Origin of the sequence: Halobellus captivus, assembly GCF_003697845.1 — an archaeon.
Taxonomy (GTDB): Archaea; Halobacteriota; Halobacteria; order Halobacteriales; family Haloferacaceae; genus Halorubrum; species Halorubrum glutamatedens.
The window spans coordinates 1-18,850 of record NZ_RDQE01000028.1; the positions used below are offsets into that span (position 1 = coordinate 1).

Consider the following 18,850-nt stretch of genomic DNA (forward strand, 5'->3'; position numbering starts at 1 on the left):
ATGAATGGGTAGGCGGCGGACCGCGGTTCCCAGAGGATCGCTCACTCCAGTACTTCCCGGTACGCGGGTGGGCTTAACTTCCGTGTTCGGAATGGGTACGGGTGTGTCCCCACCGCTCTGGCCGCCTTCATGCCGACTCCCGGACTCGAACCGGAACTCTCCAGTAACGGAGAGACGCCTGTCTCGGTTGGTTCCATCGAACCGTGTATGCGTGCGATCCAGTTACCGCCTGAACTCATACGAGTGTGGAATCAGTGACCGTATGACTGTTGGCTTCGGTCTGTTAGTGCTCGTGGACTAAACGCCTCGTTGCCTCGGCGCGTACATCCCGAGTCTATCTAACTCGTCTTCTACGAGTGACCTCAACGGTACTTCTTTTCCATGTGGGTTTCGAGCTTAGATGCGTTCAGCTCTTACCCCGTGTCGCGTGGCTACCCGGCATCTGCCCTTCCGGACAACCGGTACACCAGTGGCGACCAGTCGTAGTTCCTCTCGTACTATACGACCGTTCACGTCAAGTACCATAACACCCCCAATAGATAGCAGCCGACCTGTCTCACGACGGTCTAAACCCAGCTCACGACCTCCTTTAATAGGCGAACAACCTCACCCTTGCCCGCTTCTGCACGGGCAGGATGGAGGGAACCGACATCGAGGTAGCAAGCCACCCGGTCGATATGTGCTCTTGCGGGTGACGACTCTGTTATCCCTAAGGTAGCTTTTCTGTCATCTACGGGCCCCATTCCGGAGCCTCGTAGGTTCGCTAGACCACGCTTTCGCGTCAGCGTCACTCGTTGGGAATGACACTGTCAGACCATCTTGTGCTCTTGCGCTCTTCGCCGGGTTCCCGACCCGGCTGAGATGATCTTCGGGCGCGCTCGATATCTTTTCGAGCGCGTACCGCCCCAGTCAAACTGCCCGGCTACCGGTGTACTCCTCCCGGAGTGAGAGTCGCAGTCACCGACGGGTAGTATTTCAATGCTGTCTCGGTGGCCCGCTGGCGCGGGTACCTGTGTAATGACTCCTACCTATGCTGCACATCGGCGACCACGTCTCAGCGACAGCCTGCAGTAAAGCTCTATAGGGTCTTCGCTTCCCCTTGGGGGTCTCCAGACTCCGCACTGGAACGTACAGTTCACCGGGTCCAACGTTGGGACAGTGGCGCTCTCGTTTATCCATTCATGCAAGCCGCTACTGAAGCGGCAAGGTACTACGCTACCTTAAGAGGGTCATAGTTACCCCCGCCGTTGACGGGTCCTTCGTCCTCTTGTACGAGGTGTTCAGATACCCGCACTGGGCAGGATTCAGTGACCGTACGAGTCCTTGCGGATTTGCGGTCACCTGTGTTGTTATTAGACAGTCGGAGCGCCCGAGTCACTGCGACCTGCTCCTCAGAGAGCAGGCATCCCTTCTTCCGAAGGTACGGGACTAACTTGCCGAATTCCCTAACGTCGGTTCTCCCGACAGGCCGTGGCTTTCGCTGCCAGAGCACCTGTTTCGGATCTCGGTACGGACATCGTGCTCGTCTTTTCACGGGCCCTATGTACGGCTGACTTGCGCTATCTCGCGCTTCTCTCGCTTCCTGCCGTGACGGCGTCCACGAGGTTCCACGATTCGACCGGGCGAATGCCCGGCTCAGCGTTCCACACGGCGTCGACTTTGAATGCACGATGGCACTGGAATATTAACCAGTTTCCCGTTGACGTAGTCGAGTTGCGGTACGTCTTAGGACCGGCTGACCCTCGGCTGATTGGCAGTGCCGAGGAACCCTTGCTCATCAGGCCGTCGAGGTTCTCACCCGACTATCGCTGCTACTGTGACCAGGATTGTCGTTACCGAACGGTCCACACGAGTTCTCACCCGTGCTTCCATCCGAACGGTACGCCGACCTACGCGGTCGCCCTGTCAAGGGCGCGGCCAGGTCTCGGTGGTAGATTTGAGCCCCGATCATTTTGGGCGCCTCAAACCTCGGCCGGTAAGCTGTTACGCTTTTCTTAGAGGGTAGCTGCTTCTAAGCTCACCTCCCGGCTGTTTAGGGCTTGAGACCACCTTCGAATCGCACTTAATCTACACTTTGGGACCTTAACCCGGCTCTGGGTTGTTCCCCTCACGGTACACAGGCTTACCCCGCGCACCGGACTCCCTTCGTCTGCGACGCCTGCGGGTTTGGAGTTCGACAGGATGGTCGACTCCTCTCGGAGGCGAGTCATCCAATCGGTAGCTCTACCCCGCGGGCTATCTCGGAAGAGGTCATGCTTCGACATGTTTCGGTCGGAACCAGCTGTTGCCAGGCTCGATGGGCCTTTCACCCCTATACACGAATCACGAGAGGATATTGTAGGATACCACCTCTAACGGGCCTCCACGTGGCTTTCGCCACGCTTCACCCTGCTCGCGTATAGATCGCCTGGTTTCGGGTCGCACCCGAATGACTCCCCGCGTTTGGACACGGTGGCCCTCGTACCGAAGTACTGCGGCCGTATCGGTTTCCCTGCGCCTTCCCCGGTTCACGGGTTAGACTCGCCATTCAAGTGCACTCCCTGGGTCGTTTTTCAAAACGCACGACACGACGCCGGCTCGATTCTTTTCTTACTGGAGGATCGCTCCTCGGTCATTTCAAGAATCGCCTTGTACGCCCTGTCGCTCGATCGCCAACTGATTTCAGGCCCTATTGCACCGCCCTTTTCGGGGTGCTTTTCAGCGTTCGCTCACGCTACTTGTTCGCTATCGGTCTCGAGGAGTGTTTAGCCTTTCCAGGGGATGCCTGGAGTGTTCACAGAGGATATCCGACCCCTGCTACTCTGGATTTGACGCCATCTGTACTGATTCATTCTACGGGGTTGTCACCCTGTGTCACGCTCCGTTCCAGGAGACTTCGAATGAACTGTCGAGATTTGCATGTCAACCCGAACACCACATTGGTCCGAAGACCTTCGGTTTGGGCTGTGTCGCGGTCACTCGCGGTTACTGACGACATCGCGGTTGCGTTCTCTTCCTCCCCTTACTGAGATGTTTCAATTCAGGGGGTTCCCTATTGCGCGTAGCAATTGTTAACGGATTCCGATTCGGAGATCTCGTGTTCTTTCCCTCCATGCGGGTCCCACGAGCTTTTCGCAGCTTGGCACGTCCGTCGTCGGCTCTCGAGCCGAGCCATTCACCAGCTGGCACAGTAGCCAGTAGTGTGTCAGCGTCTCGAAAGACACTGACGGTGTCAAGTGACTATAGAATAGTCACCGACTGTAATTGGTTCACTGACGTTCCACGAACTCGGATGAGTTCAGTGGACGTCTGGATCGCACGTATACACGGTCGTCATCGAATCACGCGTGGCAGCGCGTGTTCGTCGAACCCTTCCCATCCGCGGTTTCCCGGGATGGTGCATCGGTCGTCGTACTCCAGTCGAGTCGCGTCTCCCACTTAAGGGGACGGATTCGGTCGTGGAGTGACATGGACTCACTGGGATTCGAACCCAGGGCATCCTCCTTGCAAGGGAGGCACTCTACCGCTGAGCTATGAGCCCACCTCTCCGTGGTGGAGAGGGTGTGGGGTGTGTAGGTGTGAGCCGTGGACGCTCGAAGGTGTCCGGGCCGGCGGTGGGCCGGTCTCGGAGATTGGACGCATGCGAATGAGTAGTGACCGTCTGTAGAGACGGTCGAAAGGTGAGCTCACCCGTGTGGGTGAGTCTCGGGTCTGTGGAGGTGATCCAGCCGCAGATTCCCCTACGGCTACCTTGTTACGACTTAAGCCCCCTTGCGAAGCCCAGATTCGACGCGTGTGACGCGCCTCATCCGGACCTCACTCGGGTGCTTTGACGGGCGGTGTGTGCAAGGAGCAGGGACGTATTCACCGCGCGCTTGTGACACGCGATTACTACCGAATCCAGCTTCATGTGGGCGAGTTTCAGCCCACAATCCGAACTACGATCGAGTTTCTGAGATTACCGTCTCCTTTCGGAGTTGGAACCCTTTGTCTCGACCATTGTAGCCCGCGTGTTGCCCAGCACATTCGGGGCATACTGACCTACCGTTGCCCGTTCCTTCCTCCGTGTTGGCCACGGCAGTCTTCCTACTGTCCCCAACCACTTCGCAGTGTTGCTGGCAAGTAGGAATGCGGGTCTCGCTCGTTGCCTGACTTAACAGGACGCCTCACGGTACGAGCTGACGGCGGCCATGCACCTCCTCTCTGTGGCTCGTGGCGAGGTCATCAACCTGACCGTCATTACCACAGTCGATGCTGGTGAGATGTCCGGCGTTGAGTCCAATTAAACCGCAGGCTCCTCCGGTTGTAGTGCTCCCCCGCCAATTCCTTTAAGTTTCATCCTTGCGGACGTACTTCCCAGGCGGCCTGCTTAGCGGCTTCCCTACGGCACAGCACCCACTCGTAGTGGGAGCCACACCTAGCAGGCATTGTTTACGGCCAGGACTACCCGGGTATCTAATCCGGTTCGAGACCCTGGCTTTCGTCCCTCACTGTCGGATCCGTTCTCGCGACGTGCTTTCGCCATCGGCGGTCCGTCCAGGATTACGGGATTTCACTCCTACCCCGGACGTACCCGTCGCGCCTTCCGGTCCCAAGCCACACAGTTTCCACCGGACGGCCACCCGTTGAGCGGGTGGATTTCCCGATGGACTTGTGCGGCCAGCTACGGACGCTTTAGGCCCAATAAGATCGGCCATCACTCGGGCTGCCGGTATTACCGCGGCGGCTGGCACCGGTCTTGCCCAGCCCTTATTCGTCCACCTCCCTAGGGTGGACAAAAGCGTAGGCTCTATGCCTACGCACTTGGGATCCCCTTATCGCACTGTCGTGCAGTGTAAAGGTTTCGCGCCTGCTGCGCCCCGTAGGGCCCGGAATCTTGTCTCAGATTCCGTCTCCGGGTTCTGGCTCTCACCACCCGTACCGATTATTGGCACGGTGGGCCGTTACCCCACCGTCTACCTAATCGGCCGCAGCCACATCCTTCGGCGCCGGAGCGTTTGACACACTCCTCATTCCAGCTGGAGTGTGGTATGCACTATTAGCCTCAGTTTCCCGAGGGTATCGTGCTCCGAAGGGTAGTTTGGCCACGTGTTACTGAGCTATTCGCTACGAGTCTGAACTCGTACAACTAGCATGGCTAAATCGGATCCCAATAGCAATGGCCTCCGGCAGGATCAACCGGAATGAATAACCCTCGTACCTGATTCCCGGTGCGAGGGGGGTTATGTTGGCGGGTGTTGACGCGTTCGTCAACACACCATTGCATGGTCCAATGTGGAGTCCGGTCTCCCCGGCGACCCGGATGACACCGAACGTCCACGGCTCACATCAGATCTCCTCTTACGCCGGAGCGCAGGGGGCGAAATCCTCATNGGAGTCCGGTCTCCCCGGCGACCCGGATGACACCGAACGTCCACGGCTCACATCAGATCTCCTCTTACGCCGGAGCGCAGGGGGCGAAATCCTCATCTTTCGCGGACCTGAACGTTGTCCGGCATGGGTCATAAACCCATCGGACTTCATCGGTCCTGCGAAACCGAGCCGGGTTGAACGGCCCGAGTTCGCGGTGCGTTCTTCGCGTTTCATCCGAACCGGGGTAGACATTTAACCCCGTCGGAACGCGTCGACCGGCCACGTGAGCGGCCGGCCGCTGCCCCCGCGCCGGGGGCGCTTCGCATTCCATTCGAATCGCGGTGTACACTTAACCCCGTCGAACCGAACCCGCCACGTCATGCGGTTTCATGCCGTGAACGACGTCGGGATAACGGACGTTCCGATCCTCGACGCGTCGCTGGAGAGCTCGGCGTGTGAAAGAAACGCGGGATCGGTTGGAGCGAATGGGGGACGGACTACTCCTCGTCGAGATACTCGATGCCCTGCTTCGAGACGTTCGCCTTCGTGATGTCGTCGAGGTCGTTGAGCCAGAAGTCATCGTCGGCCTCGTCGACCTCGGGAGCGCTCGCCTTCCACGCCCAACCCTCGTACTCGTGGACCTTCTTCGTCCCCTTCTCCCGGAGCCTGAGGGTGATTCGTTCCGCCGCCTCCTCGGAAGGGGCGGGCTCGAGGGTTCGGGCCGCCTTGAGCGCGGCCTGTCTCGGCATGTTCCCGGAGAACTCGCTCGGTTCCGACCCGTCCTCCTCGCGGAGGGCGAAGTTTCGCTTACCGTCTTCACGTACCATGGTTTTACCTCCGTGTCAACTCAACACACAGCCCGTAATAAATATATCGGCGAAATGAAAACTGATCGGCACATTACTTATAAATACGACGGGGCGGCCTGGCGATCTCGGGCCGAGGTCGGCGATGGAATCGACCGATCGGGACGGGGGACGAACGACTCCCGACGACGACCTCGTTCGAGAGGGTCCGACGCGTAAACAACACTTATATGTCTGCTGTGGCGAAGTGCGAGCCATACACCCGCGATGGTTCGCAAAAAGAAGCTCAGTCCGAGTGGCGCCAAAGACGACGACGGGGAGTATCACAACGTTCACGTGAACCTCCACGAGGACGAGCTCGCCGTCGCCGGGATGGAGATCGGCGACGAGGTGTTCGTTCGCGTCCGCGACGGGAAGATCATCATCCAGAAGGCCGACTCCGACCCCGAACAGCTCGAACACGACTTCTGAGGCCATCGCGGTCCGCCATCGAACGGAGCCGTTTCTCCCGTCCGGATCGAGGCCGTTCACGTTCCTCGATACCGCCGGGTCGGCGGATTGATACTCGTCGACGACGAGAACCGACCGATGGGGCTCTACGATCTCGCGAAGCCGGCGCTCTTCGCGCTGCCGGCCGAGACGGCACACACCGCGGTGCATCGCCTCTTACGTGGCGTACAGGGGACGCCGGTGGAGTCGACGCTCCGGGGACGATACGGGGTCGAAAACGATCGGCTGCGGGTCGACGCGTTCGACGTCTCGTTCCCGAACCCGATCGGCGTGGCCGCCGGGTTCGACAAGAACGCCGAAGTGCCGCGGGCGCTCGCGGCCCTCGGGTTCGGCCACGTCGAGGTCGGCGGCGTGACCGCCGAGGGACAGCCGGGAAACCCGCGACCACGACTGTTCCGGCTCCGCGAGGACGACGCGTTGATCAATCGGATGGGCTTCAACAACGAGGGTGCGGACGTCGTCGGCGACCGACTCGATCGGGAGCCGATGCCGGACGTACCCGTCGGCATCAACATCGGGAAGTCGAAGTCGACGCCGCTCGAGGAGGCCCCCGACGACTACCTGTACACGTACGAGCGCGTCGCGGACGCGGGCGACTACTTCGTGGTCAACGTCTCGAGCCCCAACACGCCCGGCCTGCGCGAGTTACAGAACCGCGAGGCGCTCGAGGGGATCCTCGGAACGCTCTCGGATGCCGGCGCGTCCCCCCTCCTCGTCAAGCTCTCTCCCGACCTCCCGCGGGAGGCGATCACGGAGGCGCTGTCCGTCGTCGACGACCTCGACCTCGACGGGGTGATCGCGACCAACACGACCGTCTCACGTCCTGACACGCTGGAGAGTCCGAACCGTGCGGAACGGGGCGGGCTGTCGGGAAAACCGATCGAGGACGTCTCGACCGATCTGGTCCGGTTCGTCGCGGAGCGGACGGACGTTCCGGTCGTCGGGGTCGGCGGCGTCTCCGACGCGACGGGTGCCTACGAGAAGATCCGCGCCGGCGCGTCGGTGGTCCAGCTGTACACGGGACTCGTCTACGAGGGACCGGGGCTCGCTCGGGAGATCGATCGGGGACTGCTCGACCTTCTCGACCGCGACGGGTTCGAGACGATCGAGGACGCGGTCGGTGCGGACCTGGAGTGAGCGGTCCGCCGCGACCGTTCAGGCCTCGATCGCGTTCCGGACGATGACGGCGACGTCCTCGGCGTCGAGCAGTTCACCCTCGCCTGCGTACTGCCGCTCCTCCTCGACGGTGAACTCGTCGGGCTCCAGGGTCACGCCCGCGACGTGGAGCTCGTCGCCCTCGATCTCGTAGTCGTCGTTCGCGATCGCGGCGTCGATGTCGCCGACGCGGTCCCCGTGTTTCGGTCCGATCGTGGCGTAATCGAGGTCGATCCCGGTGACGGCCGTCTCGACGGGCGGCTCCGCGTCCGGGTGAACCGCGAGATCGTCGACGTGCATGACGCCGGTAACGTCGTCCTCGAAGCCGCGGATGTCGGCGTACACCTCGACCGCGTCGAGGTCGGCGTTGAGCGGGAGCTGATTCTCGCTTTTGTACCGCCGGAGCGCGCCCACGACCGCCATCGCGGCGCGACCGGCGTCGGCGTCGGCGTCGAGTCCGAGCGGTTCGGGCCACCCGGCGAGGTGGATCGACTCGCCCGCGTCCGCGGTTTCGGCGTCGACGCGCTCGGTGCCCGCCGCGTCCGCGTACATGTCCTGCCACAGCTCCTCCGTGACGTGTGCGAGCACGGGCGCGAACAGCTTCAGGAAGCGTCGGTGGGCCGTCCGGAGCGTGTACGCCGCCGAGGCGTCCTCGCGCTGTTTAGCGATCTCGAGGTAGTCGTCACAGAACGTGTTCCAGAAGAAGCTCCGGAGCCCGTCGCGCGCCTTCGAGAACTCGCGGCTCTCCAGCCGCTCGGTGAGCGTTCCGATCTCGCGGTCGAGCTCCGCGAGCAGCCAGCGGTCGATCTCGCGGAGCCCGTCCTCGGGTTCGGCCGGATACGGCTCCGGCGCGAGCGACTCGACCAGCTTCGAGGCGTTCCAGAGCTTCCGGATGAGCTTCTCGCCCGCGCGGAGCCCCTTCTCCTGGTAGGGGAGGTCGTCGCCGATCGCGGAGCCGGACGCCCAGTAGCGGGCGGCGTCGACGGGGTACTCCTCCAACACCGCGTCGGGGTCGACGACGTTCCCCTTCGACTTCGACATCTTCTCGCGGTTCTCGTCGAGGACCATCCCGTTGATCATCGTCGACTCGAACGGCACCTCGCCGGTGTGCTCGTAACACTTGATCACGGTGTGGAACAGCCAGAAGGAGATGATGTCGTGGCCCTGCGGCCGGACGTCCATCGGGTAGATCTCCGGGCGCTCCATCGTGAACTCGCCCGCTTCCTCGTCGTAGTCCCAGCCCGCGTTGATGAGCGGGGTGAGAGAGGAGGTCGCCCACGTGTCGAGCACGTCGTCCTCGGGGACGAACTCCTCGCACCCGCACTCGGGACAGACGTCGACGGGAGGGTCGTCCGAGAGCGGATCGACGGGGACGTCGGCCGTCTCGGCGACGACCTCGTGGTCACAGTCGGCGCAGTACCACACCGGGAACGGGATCCCCGAGGAGCGCTGCCGGGAGATGAGCCAGTCCCACTGGAGCCCTTCCACCCAGTGTTTGTACCGGGTGAACATCTTCTGCGGGAACCACTCCATCTCGCGGCCCGCCTCCAGGTACTCCTCGCGTTTGTCGAGCACCTCGATGTACCACTGCTCGGTCACGAGGAACTCGACGCTCGTCTCACAGCGCTCGTGGACGTTGACGGTGTGGGTGATCGCCCATCGGTCGAGCAGCGCGCCGCTCTCGTCGAGATCGGAGACGATCGCGTCGCGGGCCTCCGCGGAGTGGAGTCCCTCGTACTCGCCGGCGACGTCGGTCATGTGGGCGGACTCGTCGATGGCGACCCGGAGGTCCAGGTCGTGTGCCTGGTACCACTCGATGTCGTTCTGGTCGCCGAAGGTACAACACATCACGATCCCCGAGCCGGTCTCCATGTCGACGCGGTCGTCCGCGATGATCGGGACCTCGTGGCCGAACAACGGGACCGTCGCCTCCCGACCGACGAGGTCCCGGTTCTCCTCGTCGTCCGGGTGAACGAAGACCGCGACGCAGGCGGGGAGGAGTTCGGGTCGCGTGGTGGAGATGGTGAAGGCGTCGTCGCTCCCCGCGATCCCGAACTCGATGTCGTGGAAGTGTGAGTCGCGTTCGTCGTCCTCGGTCTCGACCTGCGAGATGGCGGTCTCACACTCCGGACACCAGATCGCCGGGGCCTCCTGGCGGTACTCGCGGCCCTTCTCGTAGAGGTCGATGAAGGAGAGCTGGGAGACGCGCTGGACCTCGGGAGAGATGGTGCGGTAGGTGTTGTTCCAGTCGATGGAGAGGCCGACGCCCTGCATCTTCTCCGTGAACTCCTCCTCGTACTCCAGACACACCTCCCGGCACTTCCGCTGGAATTCCCGGCGCTCGAAGTCCTGGTGGCGGACGTCGAGCTCGCGCTCGGTGAGCCGCTCGGAGGCGATCCCGTTGTCGTCGTAGCCGAACGGGTAGAACACCTCGCTGTCGTACATCCGGTGGAACCGGGCGACTACGTCCTGGAGGATCGAGCCGTACACGTGGCCCCAGTGGAGGCTCCCGGAGACGGTCGGCGGCGGGGTGTCGATGGAGAACGCGGTGTTCGGATCGACGGGGTCGTCGGAGTCGTCGGGGTACGCGTACGTCTCCTCGTCGACCCATCGCCGCTGCCAGTGCGGCTCGGCGGTGTCGGGGTCGTACTCTCCGCTGGGCATTATCGGGTGGGGTTTCCCGCGGTTCCCTCTTAACGGCCTCGGTTACGCCGGAACCGCGAGCGAGGACCCGTCCGTGGTGTCGATGGGACCCCTCCGTAGGGTCGTGGAGTCGATGGGGCCCGTCTGTAAGATAGTGTGACCCGGCGCGCGCGAGCAACGCGCGCGAGGGAGGCGGCGGGCCGGCGCGGTTGCGGTGCGGTCCCGCGCCGGTCCGTCCGCCGAGGCTGGGGAGGTGTGAGGTGCGGTGCTGGGTGGGACTCAAAGGGGCAGTCGGGAGGCGGGCGCAGGCGATGTAAGCACCGCAGGGAGCGAGTGAAACGAGCGACCGAGGAGCGCAACGAGCGTGCGCCCGCCTCCAGGCTGGGGCTTTGAAGCTGTTCACCGCGATAGCAACGGCGTATAGCCGACCGGTTGGGTCTTTGAAGCCGTTCACCGCGGTCCCGTCCCTCGTTTCGCACGGCCGATCGGTCCGGTCTCCGGACCCCTCTATCACGCCGAAGCCGACGTCCGAGTCATGGCGCGACGCCGACGGTCAAAAGCGTCCCCCACGTCCGATAGCGGTCGACCATCTCCTCGCGGGTGTCCCAGCTATCGGTCGGGAACGCCGACTCCGGCGGGATCTCGGCCTCCCGGTCGGGGATCGCGTCCTGTTCGGCGACGTACAGCCCGGCCCCGCGGAACGCCTCCCGGTACTCCTCGCGACTCCACAGCGTCATCGGGACGGAGATGTTCTCCTGCCACGCGTGGGTCGTCTCGCTCTCGGCGAAGTAGTTGACCGCACAGTAGAACGTCCCCCCGGGGCGCAACACGCGCCGGACCTCCTCGAGGGTGTGGGAGGGATCGCTCGCGTAGTAGAAGGCCTCCATCGAGAAGACGTGGTCGAACGAGTCGGCGGCGAACGGGAGCGAGTCGAAGTCCCCCACGAGAAAGCCGATCGCGTCGTCGTCGGTGTATCCCCGGGCGTTTCGGGCCATCTCCGGCGCGCCGTCGAGGCCGTATCCGCGGCCGATCCCGCGCTCGCGAAGCGCCCGAAGCGCGTAGCCGGAGCCGGTCCCGAGGTCGAGGACGACGTCGCCCGCCTCGACCGGCATGCGCGCGAGGACGTGTTTCGCGGTGTGCCAGTGGCGGTCCTCCATTCCGCGGTCCTTGCCGGCCGCCGCCCACTCGTCGAACTCCGCTCTGACGCTCATACCGACCGGACGGGCGGCGGGGTCATAGGGATTATCGTCGCTCACGGGAGCCACGCGAACGACGCGCTTTTCTCCCGAGCCCGGGTTGTCGGGGGTATGAAACGCCCGAACCTTCGTCGACCGCGGTTCCGGGTCGCCGACTCCGCCCAGCAGGTGGTCGGCGGGTTCCTCCTGGCCGGACCGTTCGTCGTCACCGAGGAGGTGTGGGTACTCGCGAGCGGGATGAACTGGCTCCAGACGGTCCTCACCGCCGGGATCGTCGCCGCGATCGGGTACGCGGCCCTCTACCGGGCGGACACGGGACGCGATCCCGACGCCGAACAGGAGGTCGCCGGGATCCCGATCCGGTTCCTGTCGTTGATGATCGTCGCCTTCGGCTCGGTGCTGGTGCTCGCCGTCCTCTTCGACGCGCCCGACACGTTCCTCATCGAGGAGGGAGTGACGGGAACGGAGCTGTGGATGACGACGGCCAAGGCCGTCTCCGTCGGCGCGGTCTTCAGCGTCGTCGGGGCCGCCACGGCCGACAGCGTGTTCTGAGCGGGTAACCAGACCCCTGTCGACGGCGTCGTGACGAACCCGAACCGAACTCGAACCGAACCCGAACCGAACTCGAACCGAACTCGAACCGGTGTCACACCACGACGCTGACGACCGCGAACAGGATCAACACGCCCGTGATGTCACACACGTTCGTCACGACCGGGATCGTCGTGTCGTCGGGGTTGAGTCCGACCCGGTAGGAGACCTCGACGGCGACGACGCTCGCGATCACGACGACCACGGCGAGGAGCATCCCGGAGACGATCGAGACCAGGAGCACGCGGGCGATCCCGAGCGACCCGCCGAGCGCGACGCCGATGGCCCACGCCGCGACGCCGACGAGCCCGAATACCGTCCCCGCGAGCCCGAAGACGGCGACCACGTTGGCGCGGACGTCGGGGTTCGAGAGACGCGGCTCGTAGGTCCCGAGGTACAGCTGTGTGGTGAGCCGCGAGCACATGATCGACGCCAGGTTTCCGGCCGTGCCGATCTGAACAGGGAGCAGGACGAGGAGCGCGGGATACTGTAGGAGGGTCGCCTCGAAGCTCTCGAGGACGGAGCCCGAGACCAACTGGAGGACCGAGAGACCCGCCAGAAGCGGGACCATGGTCCGAACGATGCGGCGGATCGACCACTCGTCGACGACCGGGACGTCGGGGGACGGCCCGTCGGCGGTAGCGGTGTCGGGGGTTTCCGTGTCGGCGGCGGCGTCGCCGGCCGCCGGGTCGTCCCCGAGGAGGACGGTCACGTGATCACCCCCACGGCGTAGATCCCGACGAGGAGGAAGAGGACGCCGAAGACGTCGCCCAGCGTCGTCACGACCGGGCCGATCACGTTGTCGGGGTTGAGTCCGCGTCGGTAGCCGACGAAGATGACGGTGATCAGCACCGAGAGCATCAGCACCGCCGAGAGGAAGCCGGCGACGAGCATGATGCCGACGAGCTCGAACAGGTTCCCCTGCCGGCCGAGGAGGAACAGGCTGAAGTACGTGATCACCGCGATGAACACCGACACCACCATCCCGTTGAGGAAGGAGGCGACGATGGCGTTCGTGAGCCGCCGGTCGAGCTCGAACGTGGGCTCGATGAGCCCCTGGTGGAGCCCCGTCGAGAGCCGGGCTCCGAGCGAGCCGTAGACGCCGCCGCGGGTCGCGAGGAACGCCGGGAGGAGGAGCAGGATCCCGGGGACGCTCTCGATCCCGGACCGCATGGTCTCGGATCCGAGGATCGTGCCCGCGAACAGCCCGGCGACGAGGCTGACGAGAACGACGGGAAGCGCCTGTCGGTAGACGTCGCGCGCGCTTTCGTGGCCGTCCATGCGAACGTATCGACGAGGCGGCTCGTGAAAAGCCGTCCGGCGGCGGGATCGTGGAGCGGTCGAACCGCCCGACGACCGAACCCTCCGGCGGCGGAGTCGTCCGGTGACCGAATCGTCCGGCGGCGGAGCCGTCCGGCCCGCACCGTTAAGTCGGTCCGGCCGGTTCCCCGTGTATGGACTACGCGCTCGCCGTCGAGAACGGACCCGAAACTATCCCGGGGGGGACGGGCCTCCTGCTCGTCCACCCGAGCATCGGCGAGACCGACCGGATCGACACCGACTTCCTGAAGACCGACACCGACGCGTTCCTCGTCGTCTCCACGCGGACGACCGCGCGCGAGGTCGAACAGAAGCTCGAGTACTACGACGTCGACGAGGAGAAGGCGACGATCCTCGACACGCTCTCGGTCGAACGGGGATACTCCCGGCGCTCCTCCGACGACGTCTACTACGTCTCGGCCCCCGACGATCTCGACGGCGTGGTCGACCGCGTCGAACGGTTCCTGGACGAGACGGAGGGGAAACGGCGCGTCTCCGTCGACTCGCTCACCGAGATGGCGTACTACGCGGACGACGAGGCCGTCTACGAGGCCGCGGGGGAGATCCTCGACCTGCTGAAGGAACACGACGCGGTCGGGATCTTCCACCTCTCAGAGGAGGTCCACGAGGTCGCGACCCTCGACCGCTTCCGGGAGCTCTTCGACGGGGCCATCACGCTCGACGGCGGGGGGAACGTCTCGGTCGACCTCTGAGGGCCACTCCTTACTCCTCGCGCAACGACGCGAACGTCTTCTCCGCCCACTTCACCGCGTAGGGAATGCCTCGATCGCGATACGCCGCGGTGTCCAGGGCGGCGAACGGCGCGGGGAGGTCGAGGTCGTGTCGAACCGCGGAACAGGCGTACTCCGTCGCGCTCGGGAAGTCGGTCTCGCCGCGTGCGACCTCGCTCGGGAGGTCGTCGAGTCTCCCCTCCAGACGCTCGCCGGCGTCGGTCCACGCGTCGTAGAGCCGGGGGAACTCGCCCTCCCACGAGGCGAAGACGTCGCGGGTGTGGAGGCCGACCCACGCGTCGTACAGCGCGGTCGCGACCTGGAAGACGTCGGCAGCGTCGAATACGGGGGTCGCGGCGTCGGAGGACGCGGTTTCGTCGGCGGTCGGATCCGCGCCCCGGACCGCCTCGTCGAGGTCGCGGTATCGCGGTCCAAAGAAGGGGAGGAACGTCTCGGGAAGCCGCCCGGCCGGTTCGTCGGGCGAGGCGACCGTTCCGGGCGCGGGGTCGACCCCGACCTGGACCAGTCGGTCCGCGATCAGAAAGGCGAGGAAGTCCTCGGGCGTCCCCTCCGCGCGGCGCTTGAGGAGGACCGCCTGTGGGTCCGTCTGCGTCGTTCGAACGACGGTCCCCGCGCCGGGAAGGCCGACCGTGAACGCCGGACCCGCGTATCGGCGAAGGGTCTCGGGGGCGTCCGAGGGAAGCCAGTCCTCGGGACTCGAGAACGGATCGAGCCGGTCGACGAACAGCCCGAGGTCCTCCGCGGCGGCGGGCGGGAGCGTCTCGAACTCGGCGTCGACGTCGATGACCGGCGAGCCGGGTGCGTGACGGTCGCGAACCGCCGCCAGGTCGTCGTCGAGCGCGCGAGCCGAGAACGTCATCCCGCCGTTCCGAAGACGTACGAGAGGATGATAAGCACCGCGAGCGCGGCGGAGATCCCGACCGTACCGAGAACGATCTTGGTGGATTTGCTCATGATGGAGACGTGCGCGCCGGCGCGTTAAATTCATTCGGTCGGCGGCGAGGACGGTCGTCTCCGCCACGCCGGACGACCGTCACCGTCCACGGACTTAACCGGCCGGCCGAGAGACGACGGGTATGCGGATCCGTGACGCGCTCGAGTCGGACGCCGAGGTGCTCTCAGACGTGACGGGTCGGCCGGCGGACGTGCTCGTGGACACGATACACGACCGGACGGTCAGGGTCGCGGTCGACGAAGGCGACGGGGACCGGAACGCCGGTTCGGAGGACGGCTTCGACGCGCCCGCCGGACTCGACGGCTTCGTCGCGTTCGACGTCCGCGCGCGGACCGTTCACGTGACCGACCTCGCCGGAACGCCCCCGGCCCTCGAGCGACTGATCGAGGAGCCCAAGCGGTTCGCGAAACGCGAGGGGATGGACGTCGAAGCGGTCGTCGTCGACGGCGAGAAGCGTCGGGCCGACGCGCTTGAAGGCGCCGGGTTCGTGGCTTCGGGGTCGGGGCCGCACTTCGAGGGCAGATCGACCACGCGGTTCCGGCTCGAACGCGACGGGTGACGGGGCAGTCGGCGGCGGCGATCGGCGTCGGCAGCGATCGACACCGATCACGACGAGCGTCGACGCCGACGCGGCGTCATCACAGCCGGTCGGCGAGGTCCTCCGCGAAGTAGGTCACGATCAGGTCCGCGCCCGCGCGCTTGAGCGAGACGAGCGACTCGTGGGCGACCGCCTCGAGGTCGAGCCACCCCTTCTCGGCGGCGGCGTGGAGCATGGCGTACTCGCCGGAGACGTTGTAGGCGGCGATCGGTCGGTCGAACTCCCGTCGGAGGTCCGAGACGATATCGAGATACGGAAGTCCGGGTTTGACCATCAACACGTCCGCGCCCTCCTCGGCGTCGATCCGGGCCTCGCGCAGCGCCTCCCGGCGGTTGGCGGGGTCCATCTGGTAATGTCGGCGGTCGCCGAAGGCGGGCGCGCCGTCGGCCGCGTCGCGGAACGGGCCGTAGAAGGCAGACTCGTACTTCGCGGCGTAGCTCATGAGCGCCACGTCCTCGTGGCCCGCGTCGTCGAGCGCGGCGCGGATCGCTCCCACCTGTCCGTCCGTCATCGCCGACGGCGCGACCATGTCCGCACCGGCGTCGGCCTGCGAGACCGCGGTCTCGGCGAGCAGTTCCAGCGTCTCGTCGTTTCTCACCGTCAGCGTCGGATCCGCCTCGGCTCCCGTCTCGACCACCCCGCAGTGGCCGTGGTCGGTGTACTCACACAGGCAGACGTCGCCGACGACGTACGCGTCGGTTCCGTCCGCGATCCGCCGGATCGCTCGTTGAACCACGCCGTCGTCCGCGTACGCGCGGGTGCCTCGGGCGTCCTTCGATTCCGGGATCCCGAAGAGGATCACCGCCTCGACGCCGGTCTCGCGAACCTCCTCGACGCGCGCGACCGCCTCGTCGACCGGAACGCGCTCGTGGCCCGGCATCGACTCGATGGGGACGCGTTCGTCGGCCGTCGCGTCGACGAAGACGGGCGCGACGAGGTCGGACGCCGACAGCGACGACTCGCTGACGAGCGGACGGATCCCGTCGGTTCGGAGCCGACGTGGGCGGTCGGTGGGATACATACGGGACGGTTGGTCATCCACCGTCTTTTAGCGTTCGTTCGCGCGTGGACGGGACGGAAAAGCCGCGGACGCGACGTCACTCGGTCTCCGTCGATTCGACGTCGAGTCGCTCCGAGAGCGCCGCCAATCCCTCGTCGTCGGCCAGGTCCTCGAGACGCTCGCGGAAGTGATCCGCACAGAGTCCCACGACGACGCCGGCCTGTTCGGCCTCGTAGGCGGCCTCGCGGTCGCAGTAGTGACACTGCATGTCGATCCCTCGGTCGCACCGGGAGTTAACCCTGTTCCTCCCCGGGCTCCTCGGACGTTCAGCGGGGAGCGGGAAGCCGCTCGCGAACCGGCTCGAACGCGGCCTCGGTCAGCCCGGCCGCACCGAAGCACCGCTCGTGGGCGTCGCTACCCCCGGTGGCGAGCAGGCCGTCCGACGAGACGAGCCGGTCGATCCGGTCGGCGTCGACGGGACGACCGTACGGATAGAAGCGCTCGACCGCGTCGAGCGCGCGGGCGACCTCGAGCGCCGAATCGACGTCGTCGTACCGGAACGGGTGCGCGAGGCCGACGAGCGCGCAGGATTCCCGGAGGAGGTCGACACCACGGTCGAGGTCGGTCACGTCGCGGGCGACGTAACACGGCCCGTCGTTCCCGATCAGCTCCTCGAAGGCGTCGGCGTAGTCGTACGGGGCGGACGACGCCTCGATCGCGCGCGCGATGTGTGGTCGACCGAGTCCCGATCGGGGCTCGAGATCGAGGTCGACGCCGAGCCGCTCCTCGACGCGCCGGAGGATCGCCGCACCGCGCTCGCGGCGGTCCGCCTGGAGCCGGTCGATCTCGGCGTCGATCGACTCGGTGTGCTCGACGGCGTAGCCGAGGAGGTCGAGCCGTTCGAAGCCGGCGTCGACCCGGAGTTCGATCCCCCGGACGATCCGGACCCCGTCCCGCTCGACGACCGGAGCGTCGATCCCCGGGTGTATCCGGTCGTGGTCGGTGACCGCGACCCAGTCGAGCCCGGCCTCGCGAGCGGCGGCCGGGACCTCGTCGATCGTCAGCGTTCCGTCGGAGACCGTCGTGTGGGTGTGGAGGTCGGCGACGAGTGAGGAGCCGTCCTCGGATCCGGGATCGATAGCTCCGGAACCTGGATCGGCAGCCCCGGAACCACGGCCGTCGTGTTCCGAACCGCGGTCGTGGGCGTCCATACCCTCCCTTCACCCCGACGACACTAAGCAACGACGGTGCCGGATCGGACAGGATCGTGCGGTATAGTGACGCATGTCGCACGCGGTATTATGACGTATAAGGGGGTAACGCCCGACTAAGGTCATTCATGGACAATCATTAAGAACCTCCGGCGACTCGGCGTAATCGATGCGCTTGAACGGCGTCGACGACCGGATCGAACGGCACCAGTTCCCGACCACCTCGGAGGAGCTCATCGCGGCTCACGGAAACGCGACCGTAGAGCTCGCCGACGGCTCGGAGCGGATCGGGGACGTGCTCGAGCGGTTCGGCGACCAGACTTTCGACGACGCCGACGAGGTCTTCGACACGCTGCGAGCCGGCGTCTGTCACCGCGGGGTCGGTCGACGGTTCTACTCGGACCGCGACCCGACGACGGACGGGGAGAACGGGCCACAGCCGGTCTCCTTCTGAGACCGCGACGGGGGACGCTTCACGGCGAGCCGCGGCACCGTCATCCGATGGTCGAGTGAATCGGATCCAGTGGAGCCACTCGATCGCGTCCGCTGACGTTCTATTTTCTGTAGTACGGGTGTTTCATGGGAGAATCGGATGGATAGAACGGGGTCGTTGCTGGCGCGGTGACCACTGGCAAAGCCCCAGCCGCGAGGACGCCGGACGCTCGTTGTGCTCCTCGGTCGCTCGTTTCACTCGCTCTCTGTGGTGCTTACGTCGCCTCCGGCGTCCTCGCAACTGCCCCTTTGAGTCCTACCCGACCGCAACCGCACCTCACACCTCCCCA

At 65.1% G+C, this 18,850-nt stretch carries 16 protein-coding genes, 1 tRNA gene and 3 rRNA genes; 6 read left to right on the top strand and 14 right to left on the bottom strand.

Going from position 1 to position 18,850, the window contains the following annotated elements; all coding sequences use genetic code 11:
- Positions 1-7: 7 nt before the first annotated feature.
- From rrf to EAO78_RS17380, 5 genes are all read right to left on the bottom strand, one after another.
- Positions 8-129, bottom strand: a 5S ribosomal RNA gene (rrf, locus tag EAO78_RS17355).
- Between the two features lie 136 nt (positions 130-265).
- Positions 266-3,181, bottom strand: a 23S ribosomal RNA gene (locus EAO78_RS17360).
- Positions 3,182-3,448: 267 nt separating this feature from the next.
- A tRNA-Ala gene (locus tag EAO78_RS17365) sits at positions 3,449-3,520 on the bottom strand.
- 173 nt (positions 3,521-3,693) lie between these two features.
- Positions 3,694-5,164, bottom strand: a 16S ribosomal RNA gene (locus tag EAO78_RS17370).
- The 16S, 23S and 5S rRNA genes sit together here with 1 tRNA gene alongside, the layout of an rRNA operon.
- A 664-nt stretch (positions 5,165-5,828) precedes the next feature.
- Positions 5,829-6,158 carry a non-histone chromosomal MC1 family protein gene (locus tag EAO78_RS17380; RefSeq protein ID WP_122106998.1) on the bottom strand — a complete coding sequence of 110 codons (330 nt, stop codon included), beginning with the start codon at positions 6,156-6,158 and terminating at the stop codon, positions 5,829-5,831.
- A 246-nt stretch (positions 6,159-6,404) separates the two neighbouring features.
- Between EAO78_RS17380 and EAO78_RS17385 the strand changes: the two genes are divergently transcribed.
- Complete coding sequence (locus tag EAO78_RS17385) at positions 6,405-6,608, top strand: AbrB/MazE/SpoVT family DNA-binding domain-containing protein (protein WP_008001971.1); 204 nt, start codon at positions 6,405-6,407, stop codon at positions 6,606-6,608.
- Positions 6,609-6,725: 117 nt separating this feature from the next.
- Positions 6,726-7,784, top strand: a complete 1,059-nt coding sequence (locus EAO78_RS17390; protein ID WP_122106999.1) for a quinone-dependent dihydroorotate dehydrogenase — start codon at positions 6,726-6,728, stop codon at positions 7,782-7,784.
- 18 nt (positions 7,785-7,802) lie between these two features.
- Here the strand turns inward: EAO78_RS17390 and EAO78_RS17395 are convergent, their stop codons facing one another.
- Both EAO78_RS17395 and EAO78_RS17400 read right to left on the bottom strand, forming a co-directional pair.
- Positions 7,803-10,466: a valine--tRNA ligase gene (locus EAO78_RS17395; RefSeq protein WP_122107000.1), complete on the bottom strand. Its 2,664-nt coding sequence runs from the start codon at positions 10,464-10,466 to the stop codon at positions 7,803-7,805.
- A 512-nt stretch (positions 10,467-10,978) separates the two neighbouring features.
- Positions 10,979-11,656 carry a class I SAM-dependent methyltransferase gene (locus EAO78_RS17400; RefSeq protein ID WP_122107001.1) on the bottom strand — a complete coding sequence of 226 codons (678 nt, stop codon included), beginning with the start codon at positions 11,654-11,656 and terminating at the stop codon, positions 10,979-10,981.
- 96 nt (positions 11,657-11,752) lie between these two features.
- On the opposite strand from EAO78_RS17400, the gene EAO78_RS17405 reads away from it, so the two are divergent.
- Positions 11,753-12,193 (top strand): DUF2391 domain-containing protein, encoded by a 441-nt coding sequence (locus EAO78_RS17405; RefSeq protein ID WP_122107002.1) that lies wholly within the window; start codon positions 11,753-11,755, stop codon positions 12,191-12,193.
- Positions 12,194-12,287: 94 nt separating this feature from the next.
- Here the strand turns inward: EAO78_RS17405 and EAO78_RS17410 are convergent, their stop codons facing one another.
- Both EAO78_RS17410 and EAO78_RS17415 read right to left on the bottom strand, forming a co-directional pair.
- Positions 12,288-12,803: a magnesium transporter gene (locus EAO78_RS17410; protein ID WP_122107010.1), complete on the bottom strand. Its 516-nt coding sequence runs from the start codon at positions 12,801-12,803 to the stop codon at positions 12,288-12,290.
- A 137-nt stretch (positions 12,804-12,940) separates the two neighbouring features.
- Positions 12,941-13,513 (bottom strand): magnesium transporter, encoded by a 573-nt coding sequence (locus EAO78_RS17415; protein WP_122107003.1) that lies wholly within the window; start codon positions 13,511-13,513, stop codon positions 12,941-12,943.
- 173 nt (positions 13,514-13,686) lie between these two features.
- On the opposite strand from EAO78_RS17415, the gene EAO78_RS17420 reads away from it, so the two are divergent.
- On the top strand, positions 13,687-14,265 hold the full coding sequence (locus tag EAO78_RS17420; protein WP_122107004.1) for a DUF7090 family protein: 579 nt from the start codon (positions 13,687-13,689) through the stop codon (positions 14,263-14,265).
- Between the two features lie 10 nt (positions 14,266-14,275).
- Here EAO78_RS17420 and EAO78_RS17425 read toward each other — a convergent pair whose 3' ends face one another.
- Together EAO78_RS17425 and EAO78_RS18815 are read right to left on the bottom strand one after the other, a co-directional pair.
- Complete coding sequence (locus tag EAO78_RS17425; protein WP_122107005.1) at positions 14,276-15,163, bottom strand: DUF7089 family protein; 888 nt, start codon at positions 15,161-15,163, stop codon at positions 14,276-14,278.
- Positions 15,160-15,258: a hypothetical protein gene (locus EAO78_RS18815; protein WP_425498812.1), complete on the bottom strand. Its 99-nt coding sequence runs from the start codon at positions 15,256-15,258 to the stop codon at positions 15,160-15,162. Before EAO78_RS18815 ends, EAO78_RS17425 begins: the two co-directional genes overlap by 4 nt.
- A 122-nt stretch (positions 15,259-15,380) precedes the next feature.
- Here EAO78_RS18815 and EAO78_RS17430 point away from each other — a divergent pair, with 122 nt between their 5' ends.
- The gene (locus EAO78_RS17430; RefSeq protein ID WP_122107006.1) at positions 15,381-15,818 is read left to right on the top strand and encodes a hypothetical protein; all 438 of its coding nucleotides are present in this window, start codon (positions 15,381-15,383) and stop codon (positions 15,816-15,818) included.
- Positions 15,819-15,897: 79 nt separating this feature from the next.
- On the opposite strand, the gene hemB is transcribed toward EAO78_RS17430, so the two are convergent.
- The 3 genes from hemB to EAO78_RS17440 form a co-directional block, all read right to left on the bottom strand.
- Positions 15,898-16,878: a porphobilinogen synthase gene (gene hemB, locus EAO78_RS17435; RefSeq protein ID WP_122107007.1), complete on the bottom strand. Its 981-nt coding sequence runs from the start codon at positions 16,876-16,878 to the stop codon at positions 15,898-15,900.
- A gap of 76 nt (positions 16,879-16,954) precedes the next feature.
- Positions 16,955-17,125: a DUF6757 family protein gene (locus EAO78_RS18330; RefSeq protein WP_203227935.1), complete on the bottom strand. Its 171-nt coding sequence runs from the start codon at positions 17,123-17,125 to the stop codon at positions 16,955-16,957.
- A gap of 58 nt (positions 17,126-17,183) precedes the next feature.
- Positions 17,184-18,068, bottom strand: coding sequence for a PHP domain-containing protein (locus tag EAO78_RS17440; protein WP_122107008.1), 885 nt, complete (start codon positions 18,066-18,068; stop codon positions 17,184-17,186).
- 169 nt (positions 18,069-18,237) lie between these two features.
- On the opposite strand from EAO78_RS17440, the gene EAO78_RS17445 reads away from it, so the two are divergent.
- Positions 18,238-18,522 (top strand): DUF5789 family protein, encoded by a 285-nt coding sequence (locus EAO78_RS17445; protein WP_122107009.1) that lies wholly within the window; start codon positions 18,238-18,240, stop codon positions 18,520-18,522.
- The last annotated feature ends 328 nt before the right edge of the window (positions 18,523-18,850 follow it).

Bases quoted from the DNA above. Each gene is read 5' to 3' on its own strand.
- EAO78_RS17395 (WP_122107000.1), bottom strand. From the start codon at position 10,466: ATGCCCAGCGGAGAGTACGACCCCGACACCGCCGAGCCGCACTGGCAG.
- hemB (WP_122107007.1), bottom strand. From the start codon at position 16,878: ATGTATCCCACCGACCGCCCACGTCGGCTCCGAACCGACGGGATCCGT.
- EAO78_RS17430 (WP_122107006.1), top strand. From the start codon at position 15,381: ATGCGGATCCGTGACGCGCTCGAGTCGGACGCCGAGGTGCTCTCAGAC.
- EAO78_RS18815 (WP_425498812.1), bottom strand. From the start codon at position 15,258: ATGAGCAAATCCACCAAGATCGTTCTCGGTACGGTCGGGATCTCCGCC.
- EAO78_RS17445 (WP_122107009.1), top strand. From the start codon at position 18,238: ATGCGCTTGAACGGCGTCGACGACCGGATCGAACGGCACCAGTTCCCG.
- EAO78_RS17440 (WP_122107008.1), bottom strand. From the start codon at position 18,068: ATGGACGCCCACGACCGCGGTTCGGAACACGACGGCCGTGGTTCCGGG.
- EAO78_RS17380 (WP_122106998.1), bottom strand. From the start codon at position 6,158: ATGGTACGTGAAGACGGTAAGCGAAACTTCGCCCTCCGCGAGGAGGAC.
- EAO78_RS17385 (WP_008001971.1), top strand. From the start codon at position 6,405: ATGGTTCGCAAAAAGAAGCTCAGTCCGAGTGGCGCCAAAGACGACGAC.
- EAO78_RS17410 (WP_122107010.1), bottom strand. From the start codon at position 12,803: ATGGTCCCGCTTCTGGCGGGTCTCTCGGTCCTCCAGTTGGTCTCGGGC.
- EAO78_RS17425 (WP_122107005.1), bottom strand. From the start codon at position 15,163: ATGACGTTCTCGGCTCGCGCGCTCGACGACGACCTGGCGGCGGTTCGC.
- EAO78_RS17405 (WP_122107002.1), top strand. From the start codon at position 11,753: ATGAAACGCCCGAACCTTCGTCGACCGCGGTTCCGGGTCGCCGACTCC.
- EAO78_RS17390 (WP_122106999.1), top strand. From the start codon at position 6,726: ATGGGGCTCTACGATCTCGCGAAGCCGGCGCTCTTCGCGCTGCCGGCC.
- EAO78_RS18330 (WP_203227935.1), bottom strand. From the start codon at position 17,125: ATGCAGTGTCACTACTGCGACCGCGAGGCCGCCTACGAGGCCGAACAG.
- EAO78_RS17400 (WP_122107001.1), bottom strand. From the start codon at position 11,656: ATGAGCGTCAGAGCGGAGTTCGACGAGTGGGCGGCGGCCGGCAAGGAC.
- EAO78_RS17420 (WP_122107004.1), top strand. From the start codon at position 13,687: ATGGACTACGCGCTCGCCGTCGAGAACGGACCCGAAACTATCCCGGGG.
- EAO78_RS17415 (WP_122107003.1), bottom strand. From the start codon at position 13,513: ATGGACGGCCACGAAAGCGCGCGCGACGTCTACCGACAGGCGCTTCCC.